Source organism: Ruegeria sp. BB6 (genome assembly GCF_056539385.1).
Map to the genome: position 1 here is coordinate 104,904 of NZ_JBQFUW010000010.1, position 14,954 is coordinate 119,857.

The 14,954-nt window shown below is 55.8% G+C and carries 12 protein-coding genes and 1 pseudogene; 8 read left to right on the forward strand and 5 right to left on the reverse strand.

The window, feature by feature from the left end:
• Window positions 1-94 precede the first annotated feature (94 nt).
• The 7 genes and pseudogenes from ACR0B7_RS19375 (at window position 95) to ACR0B7_RS19405 (ending at window position 9,715) form a co-directional block, all read left to right on the forward strand.
• Window positions 95-1,009 (forward strand): sugar phosphate isomerase/epimerase family protein, encoded by a 915-nt coding sequence (locus ACR0B7_RS19375; protein WP_170486265.1) that lies wholly within the window; start codon window positions 95-97, stop codon window positions 1,007-1,009.
• Complete coding sequence (locus tag ACR0B7_RS19380) at window positions 990-2,399, forward strand: aldehyde dehydrogenase family protein (RefSeq protein WP_170486264.1); 1,410 nt, start codon at window positions 990-992, stop codon at window positions 2,397-2,399. Before ACR0B7_RS19375 ends, ACR0B7_RS19380 begins: the two co-directional genes overlap by 20 nt.
• Window positions 2,399-4,180 carry a thiamine pyrophosphate-binding protein gene (locus ACR0B7_RS19385; RefSeq protein WP_170486263.1) on the forward strand — a complete coding sequence of 594 codons (1,782 nt, stop codon included), beginning with the start codon at window positions 2,399-2,401 and terminating at the stop codon, window positions 4,178-4,180. Before ACR0B7_RS19380 ends, ACR0B7_RS19385 begins: the two co-directional genes overlap by 1 nt.
• 512 nt (window positions 4,181-4,692) lie before the next feature.
• A complete protein-coding gene (locus tag ACR0B7_RS19390; protein ID WP_170576991.1) occupies window positions 4,693-5,784 on the forward strand; it encodes a phosphatase PAP2 family protein in 1,092 nt (363 codons plus the stop codon).
• A gap of 385 nt (window positions 5,785-6,169) precedes the next feature.
• Entirely contained in the window at window positions 6,170-7,933 is a 1,764-nt protein-coding gene (locus ACR0B7_RS19395) for a phage/plasmid primase, P4 family (RefSeq protein ID WP_170486261.1), read from the forward strand.
• Window positions 7,924-8,760: pseudogene (locus tag ACR0B7_RS19400) on the forward strand (aldehyde dehydrogenase family protein); the annotation flags it as partial. The gene ACR0B7_RS19395 and the pseudogene ACR0B7_RS19400, both read left to right, overlap by 10 nt.
• 205 nt (window positions 8,761-8,965) lie before the next feature.
• On the forward strand, window positions 8,966-9,715 hold the full coding sequence (locus ACR0B7_RS19405) for a CHAP domain-containing protein (RefSeq protein ID WP_480682237.1): 750 nt from the start codon (window positions 8,966-8,968) through the stop codon (window positions 9,713-9,715).
• Window positions 9,716-9,882: 167 nt separating this feature from the next.
• Here the strand turns inward: ACR0B7_RS19405 and ACR0B7_RS19410 are convergent, their stop codons facing one another.
• Window positions 9,883-10,887, reverse strand: a complete 1,005-nt coding sequence (locus ACR0B7_RS19410) for an AraC family transcriptional regulator (RefSeq protein WP_480682266.1) — start codon at window positions 10,885-10,887, stop codon at window positions 9,883-9,885.
• 5 nt (window positions 10,888-10,892) lie between these two features.
• Here ACR0B7_RS19410 and ACR0B7_RS19415 point away from each other — a divergent pair, with 5 nt between their 5' ends.
• Window positions 10,893-12,392 carry an amidohydrolase family protein gene (locus ACR0B7_RS19415; protein WP_170486258.1) on the forward strand — a complete coding sequence of 500 codons (1,500 nt, stop codon included), beginning with the start codon at window positions 10,893-10,895 and terminating at the stop codon, window positions 12,390-12,392.
• Window positions 12,393-12,738: 346 nt separating this feature from the next.
• Here ACR0B7_RS19415 and ACR0B7_RS19420 read toward each other — a convergent pair whose 3' ends face one another.
• The 4 genes from ACR0B7_RS19420 to ACR0B7_RS19435 are packed head-to-tail and all read right to left on the reverse strand — an operon-like array spanning window position 12,739 to window position 14,902.
• Window positions 12,739-13,617: a CopD family protein gene (locus ACR0B7_RS19420; RefSeq protein ID WP_170571243.1), complete on the reverse strand. Its 879-nt coding sequence runs from the start codon at window positions 13,615-13,617 to the stop codon at window positions 12,739-12,741.
• Window positions 13,614-13,958, reverse strand: coding sequence for a copper resistance CopC family protein (locus ACR0B7_RS19425; RefSeq protein ID WP_480682239.1), 345 nt, complete (start codon window positions 13,956-13,958; stop codon window positions 13,614-13,616). The genes ACR0B7_RS19420 and ACR0B7_RS19425 overlap by 4 nt, the downstream gene beginning before the upstream one ends.
• Before the next feature lie 12 nt (window positions 13,959-13,970).
• Window positions 13,971-14,435, reverse strand: coding sequence for a c-type cytochrome (locus tag ACR0B7_RS19430; protein ID WP_170486257.1), 465 nt, complete (start codon window positions 14,433-14,435; stop codon window positions 13,971-13,973).
• Window positions 14,435-14,902 (reverse strand): DUF411 domain-containing protein, encoded by a 468-nt coding sequence (locus ACR0B7_RS19435; RefSeq protein ID WP_170486256.1) that lies wholly within the window; start codon window positions 14,900-14,902, stop codon window positions 14,435-14,437. Before ACR0B7_RS19435 ends, ACR0B7_RS19430 begins: the two co-directional genes overlap by 1 nt.
• Window positions 14,903-14,954 lie beyond the last annotated feature (52 nt).

Here is a 14,954-nt window from a genome sequence, read left to right on the forward strand (position 1 = left end):
TCCCAGTATTATAAGTTGATATTTTACAAAATATCAGATATTTTTTACTACGTGTGATGAAATTGAGATTCGCAGACACGTGGAGCTGTCGTTCATGGTGAAACCCGAAGAGGTTGGCGCAAGCCCCTCTCTCTATTCCTTGGCGCATCTGACGCTGATCGGCTGTACGCCGCCCGAGCTGGTCTATATCGCCGCCCGCGCCGGTTACGATGCCGTCAGCCCTCGGTTCATTCCGATGCATGTGCCCGGTGAATTCACTCAATCGCCAATCGACAAGGCGCAGGTGCAGGCCACAAAAACTGCTCTCTCTACCACTGGCTTGAAAGTCCTCGATGTCGAACTTGCGCGCATCACCGAAGATGTCGATCCGCGCAGTTTTGAGCCTTCTCTTGAGATCGGTGGGGAATTGGGCGCTAAACGCATGATCATGAGCGCGTGGACCAACACCCGCGATGATCGTGACTTCCTGATCGACGTCTATTCCGAGACCTGCGAACTGGCGGCTCCGTATGGGCTAACAGTGGACCTTGAGTTTCCAAGCTTCTCCCGCTTGCGCACTCTGGATGAGGCGCTTGATATCGTGCGTGCCTCCGATCAGCCCAACGGCGGTATTCTGGTCGATACGCTTTACCTGCACCTCAGCCGTGTAGATCTGGGAGAGCTTCTACACGTCCCCTCGGACCTGTTTCACTTCCTGCATATCTCTGATTGCCTGCCCGGCATCGCCGATACGCGTGAGGGCATGATCCAGCTGGCGCGCGATGCGCGGCTTTATCCCGGTGAGGGATGGATCGATTTCACCGGCATCATCGAACGGATGCCGCCCGTCGACTATTCCATCGAACTGCCCAACCAAAGCCGCGTTGCCGAGTTGGGATATGAAGAACACGCGCGTCGCTGTCTCAGCCACGCCAAGCGAACATTCGGCGCGGCGCGATCACAGCGCCGTATGCCCGATGCAGCCATTCTAAAACACCAAGAGGATCATCATGGGCAAAGAGCTCACTGAAAACGACCGACAACTCGCGGCCGATATGCTGGCACGCGCCCGCGCTGCCATGGCCGAGATCGAGGATTGGGATCAGGACAGGCTGGACCGCCTGTCTCAGGCCATTGCATGGTACGCGGGGAACGAGAAAACCTTCACCCGTCTGGCCCAGCAAGGCGTGGACGAGAGCGGCATCGGAGATCGCGCAGGGCGTCCTGCGAAGCGATTTAAGATTCACATGGTGCTGCGTGATGTCCTGCGCACTCCATCGACCGGTATCGTCGAGGTGGATGAGGAAAAAGGTCTGGTGAAATATGCCAAGCCTGCTGGCGTCATCGCGTCCCTCATCCCGATGACCAATCCAGCAATGACACCACCGGTGACCGGTGTTTCCGCTGCGAACGCCCGGAATGCCGTCATCTTCAGCCCGCATCCGCGAACCGCCCATACCACCTTTGAGATGGTTGAGGTCATGCGCGCAGCTTGTCGGGCTGCCGGTGCCCCCGAGGACTTGTTTCAGTCCATTCGCAAGCCCTCGATCCCGTTGACGCAACACCTGATGGAAATCTGCGACCTGACTTTGGCGACGGGCGGCAAGCCGATGGTCAAAGCGGCCTACAGTTCTGGGCGCCCGGCCTATGGTGTCGGCGCGGGCAATTCTTCCATCGTCATCGATGAAACCGCCGATCTGGACATCGCCGCTCAGAACACTCGCATTTCAAAGACGTCTGACTTTGGGTCGGGCTGCTCGGCCGACGGTAACATCATCATCCAGCGCTCGGTTTACGACGATATGGTGAAGGCGCTTCAAGCCGAGGGCGGCTACCTGTGTTCGGATGAAGAGAAGGCCATGCTCGAAGCGGCTATGTGGGATGAAAAGGGAAACCGTACGTTTCCGACCATCGCCTGTCCGCCGCAGCAAACGGCCAAGGTTGCCGGTTTTAGCATCCCCGAAGATCGCAGGTTTCTGATGGTTGAAAATCAGGGGAAAATCGGCCCGCAGCACAAGTTCTCCAAGGAAAAACTGACCACTCTGATGGCGCTTTATCACTTCGACACGTTCGATGATGCGCTGGAAACGGTCAGCCAGATCTACAACACCGGGGGTAAGGGCCATTCCTGCGGCATCTACAGCCACAATGACGATCACATCGACCGGTTGGCGCGTCTGGCTCCGGTCAGCCGTATGATGGTGCGACAGCCTCAGTCCAAGGCCAATGCGGGTGCCTGGACCAATGGCATGCCTATGACCAGCAGCCTGGGCTGCGGCATCTGGGGCGGCAACATCACCAACGAAAACGTCACCATGAAACACATGATGAACTACACCTGGGTCAGCCGTCCGATACCCGAGGACCGCCCCTCGGAGCCGGACCTGTTTGGTGAGTTCTACGGACAGGAGGTCGCGTGATGGACGCAAGCAAACTGGACGGTAAAACCGTCGCCGAACACATCGTTGATTTCCTCGAACGTCGCGAGGTCAAGCACGTGTTCGGCCTGTGCGGCCATACGAACATCGCGGTTCTGGCTGCTTTGGCCGAAAGTCCAATTGATTTCGTCACAGTACGACACGAACAAATCGCCAGCCACGCGGCGGACGCTTATGCCCGCGTGACGGGCAGGGCCTCGGTGGTGCTGTCCCATCTCTCCCCGGGACTGACCAATTGCGCCACCGGGGTCGCCAACGCGGCCTTGGACTGTATCCCTATGGTCGTGATCGCGGGAGATATTCCGACCCATTACTACGGTAAACACCCGCATCAGGAGGTGAACCTGCACGCGGACGCTGCCCAATGGGAGATTTATCGCCCCTTTGTCAAACGTGCATGGCGCGTAGATCGGGCAGACCTGATGGCCGAGATTCTGGAAAAGGCGTTTCATCTCGCTGAAAGCGGCCAGCCCGGGCCGGTACTGGTCAATGTCCCCATGGACATCTTTTCCGAGGTGATCCCCTCGGACAGTTTCGACCGTATCCGCGACAACACGCGCGCGCTCAAGAAACCGTCGATTGACGACGAGACTGCGCGAGAGATTGTCGAAGCGCTGGCAAAAGCCGAAAACCCAGTCGCTTATGTCGGAGGTGGTATTCTCCTGGCGCAAGCCAGCGAGGAGTTGCGAGAATTTGTTGAGCAAATGGGCCTGCCAGTCGCGCATTCCCTGATGGGGAAAGGCGCGTTGCGGGACGACCATCCGCTTGTGCTGGGGATGACTGGGTTTTGGGGCACCGAATTGGTCAACCAGTCCTGCTTGAATGCGGACTACATCTTTGCCGTAGGCACTCGGTTCAAAGAGGCCGATTGCTCCAGCTGGTATCCCGGGTACACGTTCAATATTCCCGGTTCCAAGGTCATCCATATCGACATCGAACCGCAGGAGATCGGCCGGAATTATCCCACCGAGATCGGAGTCGTTGCTGACGCCAAGGCCGCCTTGCGCGTTCTGACCCGCGTTGCCCGCGAGATGTATCCGGACGGCTTCAAACGCCCCGCTCTGGAACAAAAGATCGCCGAATTCCGGACGGATTTCAAAGCGCGCAACGTGGAAATGGCGACCTCAGCAGCCTTTCCGATGATGCCCGAGCGTATTCTGGCAGATACCCGCAAGGCACTGCCTGAGGATGCCATCATCACCACGGACGTTGGGTGGAACAAGAACGGTGTCGGACAGCAATTCGATATCCTGACCCCCGGTTCGATCCTGACCCCGGGCGGGTTCGCTACCATGGGTTTTGGTCCGCCAGGAGCTATCGGCGCGAAACTGGCGGCACCTGATCGCGTTGTCCTCAGTCTGGTCGGTGATGGTGGCTTCGGTCAAAATCCGTCGATGCTCGCAACGGCCGTCGAACTTGATCTGGGTATCATCTGGTTGGTAATGAACAACAACGCCTTCGGAACGATCGCCGGCCTTCAAAAAGCGCATTACGGTTTGACCTACGGAACCACGTTCCCCGGATCAGCCGCTGCACCCGCAAACGGACCGGGCTATGCCGACATAGCGCGAGCCTACGGTGCGGAAGGGCACAGGCTCAGCGCTGCCGACGAATTGTTGCCCGCATTGGAAGCGGCAATCGCCAGTGGCAAGCCAACCGTGCTCGATGTGCCAATGATCAACAACCCAACCCCAACGACCGGACACTGGAACATCTTGGACATATACTCGCCGGACAAAGAGATATCTCACGTCGCGACTTGACGAAACTGGGCGCGTTCAGACGCGCCCAGTTTCTTGTCCAATGCACATCCGTGCTCGAGCAAATACCCGTCTTAGTGTTGCAAAGGTAGCCATGGCAAACCGAAGGTTAGTCACGGTCTGACATCAAGTGGCGTTGGCTGAAAGAAAACCTGAGGCGAACCTCTTCATTGAACATGTCTATCCAAATTCTGCGGAAAAACATCGTGCTTTTTTGCTGATCCAGCGCACACGCAATAGATCACTACATGTACTGTAGCGCCAGTTGGGCATCCTGATGAACTGGCTGGGGTGGTAAGAATCCTTGCCCTCTGATGATTGTTATCGGCTTTTTGGCGAAGCCCGAGAAACTGGGGCGGTTTCGGTGGCATTTTAAGCGGCCCTGAGGGGATTCGACAATTCCAAGTTGTTTGAACGGAGACTTTATCGGCTGACAGGAACAAAACGCAAGGGGCCACGCGCCGCCGAGAAGCTTGCTCTGTGAACATGTTAGTGGCAACGTGGAGTAAAACGGAATGTCGGATAAAACCGCTTGCCCGATCCTAAGATTCCTAGAATTCACGACAGGTAAACTTCGTCCAATCTTCAACTGTTATGAAGCAATTCAAAGCGGAACTATGTTTGAAGCCAAGATAAGTATCTCCAAATTTATTAACTCGGTGGAATGCGCGCTCGGCCTAATGGTTGTTGCACTGAACGTGCTTTGGCCGCTGATCGCGATGGTGCGCGGTATCGAGATTGATTGTTACCTGGCCACATTTGAATTTCTACTTATGTTTGGAACTGTTTGCTTTGGCGTTTATCTCAGGGTTCGCCTGAAGCTTCAGGCATCGGCAAAACTTTTCATTACGATGGGTTTTCTGATCGCCCTGCTTTCAGGAGCTATGAACCTAATTTACCTGCGGTTTCCGGTGGACACGCTATGGCTTGATCCGATTTTGGATGCTGCGGATAGTGCGATTGGGTACGACTGGCTGACTTTTGTGGTTTGGCTTTCGGAAAACCCCAAGATCGCCAACACATTGGGCTTCATCTATATTTCATCATTGTTTCAGATTGTTTTTATGGCTGCGGTGCTTTCGCTAACCGGACGGGATCGCACCTTGTATCGGATGCTGCTAACTGCGTTTGTGGCACTTTTTGCAACTGTCGCCATTTGGATTATCGCACCCAGTTTTGGACCCGCTATCTTTTACACACTCCCCCCCGAAGCCGAAGCGAAATTTCAATTGGTCAACAATTCACGTTTTAAATCAGAAGTGTGGCATCTAGTCACCGATGGTGCTGGCACCGTGCCGCCGACACCAAAACTCGGTCTTATTGCGTTCCCATCCTACCATACAGTGATGCTTCTTTTGGTCTTGGTTTATGCATGGGACACCCCTGTACGCTGGCCCGTCGTAGTGGTCAACATTCCGATGTTGCCCGCAATTCTTGGGCAAGGCGCGCACTATGTTGCAGATGTTGTTGCCGGAGTTTTGGTGTTCATCGCCGCTGCATGGATGTCCAGACAGAAAATAGTAGGCCCAGAGACATGGCCTGTGTCGTTTGGTACCGAGAACGAGCAGGAATTTCCTATTTTTCCCTTAGGTCGTCCACCGAAGTGAGCCTAGTGCTATCAGTCGAATTCGAACACCAGTTTCTGGCAATCCAGCTGACCCGCCCCGATAACGATCAGCGCGCGCGGCGCGCCGGTGCCCGCTCCAGATTGCACCCAGAGTGCTCCGGAGACGGACGAGAGTCGACTCCGGCTGGTTCAGCCAATCAGGAACGTCAGCGGTGTTCTCTGGGGCAGACAGGGTCGGGCTAATGCGTTCAGACAAGTTGTGCACTTTGGGACTTTCGCATGGGGTGCGTCCCCAAGGCCTACAGAAAAGCCGCCATGAGGGCGAAAACGTCTGCCAATCGGTCCGGGGCTACTACCCTAGCCGAGCAGTCCGAGGCTGAACAAAATCCCGAAGATGAGGCGGAAAATGATGCGGAGCAAGCGATATGACGGCTGCTTCATCCGCAACGCACACCGCAACGGCCGATTTCCAACCGCCCGAGACAAGAATCCGCGACAACCACTTGCTAGCAAGAAAGCTCGCCGGAGCCGGGGTGCCTGTATTTCCCTGTTTGGAAGAGGACCGCGGCACCAAGAAAGCCAAAGCGCCATATACGTCGCGCGGGTTCAAGGATGCGACGGCTGACATCGCCACCATTGATCGATGGTGGCAGCTGTATCCCGGCGCGGTCGTCGGTTTGCCGACCGGGAGTGTTTCAGGGTTGTCTGTCGTTGATGGCGACATTGACAAGAAAACTGGAGAAGCCGTCGGTGAAGACCAGATCGAGCAACTGTCACTGTCGCACCCGGATGCGGTGAAGGTGCGCACGCAATCGGGCGGCGTACAGCTCATCTTCATGCATGTCGAGGGCGCGCCCACGTCCAGCAAAAAAGCGGCCAGCCATGTCGATACGCGTGGCGATGGCGGATACATAATTGCACCCGGTTCGATCATGGCTAACGGAGCGACTTACGCCTATGAGGGCCGAAACCTATCGGCCGCCTTTGAGGCCCAGGACCTGCCCGGCTTTCCGCTCGAGGCATATTTTAAAGCTGTTTCCGTAAAGGACACAGCAAAATATGCTCAAACGTCATTGACGCCAAAAGTCGAAGTCATTGATTTCAGCCAGGCCCAAGCGACGGATGACGAAACTCTTGAAGCAATGCGAGAGTTGCTCGCGGCGGCCCCGAACACTCTGATCCGAGAAGACTGGGTAAAGCTTGCCGTCTCGTTGCGTGTAGGTTTCGGTGACACGCTGCGCGATGACTTCATCGACTTTTCAATGAAGTATGTCGGTGGCGATTGCGCTGCCAGGGACGCAGCCAAAGTTTGGAACTCATCCGGCAACCCGCACAGCATCACCTCCATCGCACCCGCTCTGGCCTTGCTGAAACAGGCAGTCGGTGAGGCGCAAAACAAAGCGATCTGGCGCAGCGTTCTTAGCAAAAGGCCACCGTTGTCGTCTGGCGGCATGCCGCGATCCGATGCGATTAAACCCGTCGACCTGAGCCATGATGCCCTCGCGATCGCACTCGGAAAGAGCGGATGGAATGAGGATGCGCGTTACGTTGCAGCCTGGAACAAGTGGCTATTCTGGACTGGCACGCATTGGGCGATCGACGATCGCCTGCAGCACATGACGTTGACGCGTAAATTCTTGCGGCAACGTGCGGCAGAGCTGATCGAGCAAGCCAAGGATGATGGTCAATCCAAGAGGGTGGAAAAACAGGCGGACATCATTCGTGGGAAAACAACTGTTGCCGCGGTCGCGGATTTTGCCCGCTCAAACCCGGCAAGCGCGGCCAGTCCCGACGATTTCGACGGAAACCGAATGCTCCTCGGCACGCCGGGCGGAACCGTCGACTTACGCACCGGTGAAATGCGCGCAGCACGCCGGGATGACATGATCACGAAACAGACCGCCGTGGCACCAGCTCCCGCCGGTATAGAACCGTCGCTTTGGTTGCAGTTTCTGCGTGACGTTTTTGACGGCGACGCGGAAGTGATTTCTTTCATAAAGCGTGCGGCCGGTTATGCGCTGACTGGCATGACCAGCGAGCATAAGATGTTGTTTCTCTACGGCACCGGTCGGAACGGCAAGTCTGTCTTCCTCAACACGCTCTTCGATCTTTTCGGCGACTACGCGCGTCGCGCTCCGGCGTCGATCTTCCTCAACTCCAAGTTTGAGCAACACTCCAGGCGTTGGTAAAACACCCGCTGATCCGAGCGGTAGGGTTTACCGGATCTCTGACCGGTGGCCGGGCACTGTTCGATCTTTGTGCACAGCGTCCTGAACCTATTCCGTTCTTTGGTGAGCTGGGCTCAATCAACCCGATGTTCATCCTGCCGGCTGCCGCTGCCACCCGGGGTGCTGAAATTGGTGCCGGCTGGGCAGGTTCGCTTACGATGGGTGTGGGCCAATTCTGTACCAACCCTGGCGTTGCAGTCGTATTGAAGGACCACGCCGAAGCAATGGCCAAGGCAGCAGTCGAATGTTTGAAGGATACCGCCCCTCAACCGATGCTGACGGACGGCATTGCGGCGGCTTATCGCAGTGGTCAGTCAGCGCTTGCTGCAGAACCGTCTGTTACCGAATTGCTGGCAAGCGTGTCCGACGGGCGCACAGCAACCCCATTCCTATACCAGGTCTCGGCACAGGATTGGCTGGGTAATGAAACACTTGGACATAAGGTTTTCGGGCCATTGGGGCTTCTCGTAGTCGCAGAAAACATGGGGCAGATGCGTGAAGTCTCAATGTCGCTGCAGGGGCAGCTCACGTGCACGCTGCACATGGATCCAGGTGACGCAGAAATTGCCCAAATGTTGATGCCTGTTCTTGAACGCAAAGCTGGCCGGGTTCTTGTAAATGGCTTCCCGACTGGAGTGGAAGTCAGCGACACGATGGTACATGGAGGTCCATACCCAGCTTCCACAAATTTTGGGGCAACATCCGTAGGCACACTGGCCATCCGACGCTTCTTGCGGCCTGTTTGTTTCCAGAACGTACCAGTAGGAATGTTGCCGGAGCAGTTCTAGCCTTGTCTGATGTTTTTTTGGGTTAGCAGATCAGTAATCTGTTTCCGTTGAGTTCGCCAAAGTTTGGGTTTGGCCTTCAGGTAGGTTGATCTGAGAGAACCGGTCTGACCAGTTTCTCAGACTTTTCTGGTTCAACTGTCCGACGGTACCGCCCGCAGAGCGGTCGTTCAAACAATACACTCCGAATGACCGTTCCGAACCCATAGTGGCCGATGCTGCGCGATCAACCGACAACGATTATGCGCAGAAAGCTGACTTTGCGAAGTTTCGCGCTCGACCCAAAGACGAAGAACATCAACTGGCAAATTCCTGCCGGAGAATAGGCTGGGTTCTTTTCATAACCCGCAAGATTGCAATAGAACTTCGTAACCACTCATATCGGCAATATAGCTTCTTGCAAAACAGCGACAGAAAAACGAATACGAAATGGCTGCGCCTGCCCGGTACTGCTCGCGCTGCGTTTGCGATGGGGCTTTTTGCTCTTGTATCTGCCTGCGCTCAGGGCTCAAACGAAGCGGATCTCGATCCAGAACGTCAGGTCATGGCGTTGCGAGAAGTCTCACAAAAACAAGCTCGAGGGCAAAGGGTGTGGTGTGTACCCTACGCACGTAACCTCAGCGGTATCGAAATTCGCGGAAACGCCAAGGACTGGTGGGGCAAGGCGCGTAGTACATTTGAACGAGGCAGTGAACCGGTTGTCGGTGCGGTAATGTCATTTCGAGCAACCCGAGGCATGCCCCTTGGTCACGTGGCTGTCGTATCCGATGTTGTCACCCACAGGGAAGTCATCGTGAACCATGCCAACTGGCACCGCAACAAGGTATCATTGAAAATGGCCGTCAAGGATGTATCCAAAAACAATGATTGGACGTTGGTCCGGGTCGAAAGTCATCCGGGCCGGTATGGCGGTTTCTACCCGGTAAACGGGTTTATTTATCCCAAAGTTGACGATTAGCCTAAATCAATTATGAATCGCATCCTGTGCACATCCGGCGGATCGGACATAAGTGGCCAGCCAGCGCAGGCGGGCCAATGACGGAAAAGTCCGCAGAGCCGACCTTCGCGTTAGGTGCAGCGAAGGTCTGCACTGAGCCCAAAGCAGTCACTTCAAAAGGACACGAATTACTCCCGCGCCGCCACAGTGTACTGCCGACGATATTTCGCTGGAGAGGTGCCAAACCAGCGATGACAGGCACGTGTGAATGCGCTGGCGTTCTTGTACCCCAGGTCGCGTCCGATTTGAGTGATGGAGCGCGTATCTTTTCTCAGCCAAAGATCAGAGAGATGCTCCTTCGCGCGATCTATTAGTTCCGCACCGTTCGTTCCATGACTGCCAAGTTCTCTCTGCAGCGCTTTTGGATGAACTCCGACAAAGGCAGCCAGCCCCTCCAAACCGGGCCAATCAGAATAGTCGAACACGCGAAACAGCGCGACCAAATCCAGCGGTTGTTGCTGCGTGGAAGCATTGTCCGGCTCTGTGTTTCTGGGAAACGGGGATTGTTGCATAAGCCAAGCTGACGGAAACGACATGCTCAAACCCCAGGCGTCGGCTTTCTTCACGTTGGGCGACGGCACCAATTCGGCTGGGATAGCGTGAGGATCAAACACATGAATTTCAACGTCGCTTTGATCCCAAACTGCCCCCAATCTCGCCTTCAACATTTCAGACCATGAAACAACGTCCCATGCGTCCGCTTGCCCGGGCGGTTGCGACGCCTTGAGAAAGCGCCTCCCGACCAAATTGGCGCGTTCAGTTTCAACGATCAGTTGGTAGTGCATCGAGACTTGAACTGTCGCGACAAAATGCAACCAGGCCACCAGCAGATCACCCAAGCTGGGCGTGTTGCTCATAGTGGCCGGAGGCGCGAAGCCGGTGCTCCACTCGTACTCCCGCGCTATTTCTGCACATAGGTGGCGGTTTCCAGATAACTCTGCGGCTTGTGTCGATGCCAGATAGACGCAGGCACTGGGTATTGGTTGGCTTGGTGCGTCGAAGACTTCGGGCCGCAGCAAACACCCTTCCAGTATTCGATTGCGATCCGCACCCAACTCGCAGGCTCTATCAATAACCTCAGCCAAAAACCTCGACTGCATCACTGGAAGCGTCGTTTGGGAGATCAGTGGCATGTTCAATGAGTTATCCTTACTGGACTGAGAAAATTGAAATTGTCCAGAAATGGCAACATGCGAATTTCCCGCTTCCTGCTAACGTACATCTAAGGTCAGAATTTACAAATCAGGGAGATATATTGATGGGTGTCCAATTCAATCCAAATGTATTGCTCAAGGCAGTCGCAGCCGCTTCGACGCTTTCCATCTTGGGACTTTCGGCGTCACAAAGCGTTGCACAAGAAGAAGACTTTCCGATTCTTTTCACGAACGTCCACGTCTTCGATGGTGTCAATGAGCAGCGGATCGAGAACGCCAACGTGCTAGTGGTCGGCAACCTTATCGCTGAAGTATCTGCCGAGCCTCTTGCCGCAGCGAATGCTCGGATCATTGACGGCGGTGGTCGGACGCTCATGCCGGGATTGATCGACGCGCATGTCCACATGACGATCACGGAACCGCTCGCCGATCTTCGGGACAACTTCGACTGGATGTACTGGGGAGCGGTTTCAACGATCGAAGCGGAAAAAATGCTTCTGCGCGGGTTCACCACGGTTCGTGACGCTGGAGGCCCCGCAATTGGATTGCACAAGGCTATAGAACGCGGCAAAGCCGTGGGTCCCCGCATTTATGCATCTGGGCCGGTGATTTCTCAAACATCGGGTCATGGCGAGCACCGCCTCTACACCGAACCGCATCCTAATTTCATGGGCGCACATCCATCTTTCTTCAATCAGCATGTAGAGTTTTTGGCAGATGGTGTGCCTGAAACACTCCGTGCGACACGCGAGGCCCTGCGCCTTGGTGCGGTGCAGATCAAAGTCATGGCTGGAGGTGGCGTATCCTCCAGCGTTGATCCCCTGCATACGGTGCAAGGATTGCCCGAAGAGTTGGAGGCATCGGTTCGGGCTGCGGCTGACTGGGGAACTTACGTGATGGTTCACGCCTACACAGACGCATCGATTGTGCGCTCCATCGAAGCAGGCGTTATCAGTATCGAACACGGACAATTAATGACCGAAGTCGGCGCTCAGGCCATCAAGGATGCGGATGCATGGATTGTGCCGTTCTATTCGCTCTTGGGGTTGGACGAGCAAGCCGTTGCTACGGCTTTGGGACCAAGTGCTGGCGCAAAATTCCTGAGTGTGCAGGCCGGTGCGAGAAAACAAATGCAACTTATCAAGGACTTCGGGATAGAGAACGTTGCGTTCTCAACGGACATCATCGGTGATCCCGTCGCGCTGACCAAGCAGAACGATGAGTTCAGGTATCGTCTTGAAGTCTGGAGCAGCCACGAAATCCTGCAGCAAGCGACGTCGAAGACAGCTGAACTTTTGGCACTTTCCGGCCCGCTCAATCCCTACCAAGATGGCCCCTTGGGTGTCATTGTGGAAGGTGCATACGCGGATATTTTGCTGGTGGACGGGAACCCTGTCGAAGACGTTGAATTGCTCGTCGACTACACAAACAACATCGATCTCATCATGAAGGATGGGGTGATTTACAAGAATACACTCGATTGAAAGTTGCGCGGGGTGAAATAATCTCGGCACCTCGCGCGTCTTTTTTCTGCAACTGAAGTGGTCGCCAATTTCTTTCTGTCCGGAACGACTGCTAAGTCCGCATACCGGAAATTGGTCCAATTTTGCCGAACGTCCGCTCTTGTTGAAAGCAGACATCGAAAACAGAAGAACCGGTTTCGTGGACTTGAATGTCTGCTTATGCCGAAAGCGGTCGCTCCGGAATACTTGCGCAAGTTCCGCTTTGCGGACTTTGCAGTCATCCGCATTTTGCTCCAAAGGACCGCAGTCAGCCCAAAGCGGACACTCGTAACAAGGCTTTGCAGTTCCGGCTTCGGACTATAGGCCGTCACAGATTGATGGGAGGTGTCGTCACACTGGTAAGCGTCGCCGTTGTAAACAGGATCAGGACAACAGCCAACATCTCCATTGAAATCGACCGCCGGAGAGCAATTTCCGCGCCACGCTTCTCAGCCCTGAGAGCCGGAACAAATCTCAGCTTGTTCAGCGCCGCGAGGCCAAGAAGGGCAGAAACGATCACGACCTTGACCAAAAGTACCAATCCATAGGCCGTTCCGAACAAGGCGGCCACTGAGCCCGAAAGCAGCCATGCGAGTGCCGCGCCTGCAACAATCAGGACGGCAACTCCATAAGCAGCGACATTGCCAAAGTGGTGCAGTAGATCGGCCCCATTGGGAGTGAGCGCCGCTTTGCGCAAAGGCAAGAGAGCACCGACCCAAAACGCGGCAGCCAGCAGATGAAGAACCAGTAAGGCTGCGAGAGGTGCCCTTGGCTCTCCGAGCGAGTGTCCCACCAGGGCAAAGGAAATCGCAATGGCAAGGCTGCCCGCCAAAGCGATCCACTGCCAGGCGCGAGGGAGTAGGATTGTCAGTATCGCGAGTTCACCCACCGCTCGCCAAACCGCTGCGGTGCCAAGAGGACTGTCCCACACAAAGCCAAGCATCATAGGGTCCGTCGCGGCCTCAAAGCCCATTCCGGATATCCGCGCTGCTCTGATGCCGAAACGCAAAACCAGAACGGCGAGACCGAGTAGCGCCGCACCGACCGCGAGGTGACGTGCAAGGCGCAAAACGGACGCATCGGCGCGCTTGGAAAAGAGAACGATGAACAGGACGCCACCCATCGCCAGCAGCGCCGCACCGTAGCCAAGTGCTTTCGCCAAAATGGCCAAGACGACAACACCATCAATGGCGGCCAGTCCGGTCACTCAGCGACCGTGAAAGAAAAGCTGCCCTGCATCGGGTGACCGTCGGAAGCCATACCGCGCCAGTCGAAGCGGTAGCTTCCCGGTGTGAGCTCTTCCAGCGGCACAGCCCGGAATTCCGTAGCGGGGTCCATACCTGTCTCACGTTCAATTTCGACGTCGCCATCTGGGGAGGTGAGCGTAACCGAAATGATGCGCATCGGATCATCGAACCGCATGGAAAGCTCCGGCACTTCCGTGACAGTCGCGCCGTCAGCCGGTGTCGTTGCTTCGGACTTCGAATGCGCAGCCGCAAGCATTGGAGCCATTGCTACGGCCAAACCGAAAAGAGTTTGTTTGATCATCTGAGTTGTCCCCTATTCGGATTGGGCATTCAGTTCATCGTGGTATTCACGAAGATCATCGGGCCAGGTTGATTTGATAAAGGACAGCACCGCAATGATTTCGCCATCGCTGAGCACACCTTCATAGACCGGCATACCAGTTGCAGGCGCGTTCTCCATCAGCCCGGCCAGGCCAAATTTGGTCAATGTGAAGAGTGTTTCATCATCGTGGTGCCACGTGTGCCCTGTGGCATCATGCGGCGGTGCTGGTAGTAAACCATCCTCGCCGCGTGTCCGCCAGTTTGGCTGTCCTTCGAGGCGCGCACCGTGGCAGGCAGCACATTGATCCGCGTAAATATCTTGGCCAGTGGCGACCAGTTTGGCGTCATCCGGACTCAATAGACCGACCGCTTCGGAGGGCTGGGCCAGAACGAAAGCTACGGCGAAACCGGCGAGCGCAAGCCCACCGGTGACCAAGAGTGTAGTGCGCCCTAGCATCAGGTGTCGAACGGCTGCGCGGTGCCCGCGCGGTAGTAAACCGTACCGGCCCCAGCCTCTCCCCCAAATGCAATGACGTCGTAACGGGCGGACGGATCGTCACCCATACCAGGGGAGCCCATTGGCATGCCAGGAACGGCAAGCCCTGTGATGTCAGGCCGATCCTTCAACACGGCTTCCAGTGCTTCAAACGGCACATGGCCTTCAAAGACATAACCATCGGCTTCAATGGTATGACAGGATGCGAGGTTTAGCGGGATACCCCGAGCTGACTTCTGTGCTTCGGGGTCCGTCAGTTCCTCAACGGTGACGGCGTAGCCACGCGCGCGAGCCAAGTCGGCCCATGCGTGACAGCATCCGCAACCTGGTGAGCTGAACACGCGCATTGGGGTTCCAGCACGAACGGGAAGAGCGGTCGCGATGAGCGCAGTTACAGATAGTTTGGTGAAGTGACGACGTGTGATCATGTCTGTCGGTCCTTTGATGTGAAATTTGAACGGATTGCGGGCGAGAGCCCGT

Excerpts from the sequence above, each read along its gene's own strand:
- ACR0B7_RS19375 (WP_170486265.1), top strand. The coding sequence starts at position 95 with ATGGTGAAACCCGAAGAGGTTGGCGCAAGCCCCTCTCTCTATTCCTTG.
- ACR0B7_RS19380 (WP_170486264.1), top strand. The coding sequence starts at position 990 with ATGGGCAAAGAGCTCACTGAAAACGACCGACAACTCGCGGCCGATATG.
- ACR0B7_RS19385 (WP_170486263.1), top strand. The coding sequence starts at position 2,399 with ATGGACGCAAGCAAACTGGACGGTAAAACCGTCGCCGAACACATCGTT.
- ACR0B7_RS19390 (WP_170576991.1), top strand. The coding sequence starts at position 4,693 with ATGTCGGATAAAACCGCTTGCCCGATCCTAAGATTCCTAGAATTCACG.
- ACR0B7_RS19395 (WP_170486261.1), top strand. The coding sequence starts at position 6,170 with ATGACGGCTGCTTCATCCGCAACGCACACCGCAACGGCCGATTTCCAA.
- ACR0B7_RS19410 (WP_480682266.1), bottom strand. The coding sequence starts at position 10,887 with ATGCCACTGATCTCCCAAACGACGCTTCCAGTGATGCAGTCGAGGTTT.
- ACR0B7_RS19415 (WP_170486258.1), top strand. The coding sequence starts at position 10,893 with ATGAGTTATCCTTACTGGACTGAGAAAATTGAAATTGTCCAGAAATGG.
- ACR0B7_RS19425 (WP_480682239.1), bottom strand. The coding sequence starts at position 13,958 with ATGATCAAACAAACTCTTTTCGGTTTGGCCGTAGCAATGGCTCCAATG.
- ACR0B7_RS19430 (WP_170486257.1), bottom strand. The coding sequence starts at position 14,435 with ATGCTAGGGCGCACTACACTCTTGGTCACCGGTGGGCTTGCGCTCGCC.
- ACR0B7_RS19435 (WP_170486256.1), bottom strand. The coding sequence starts at position 14,902 with ATGATCACACGTCGTCACTTCACCAAACTATCTGTAACTGCGCTCATC.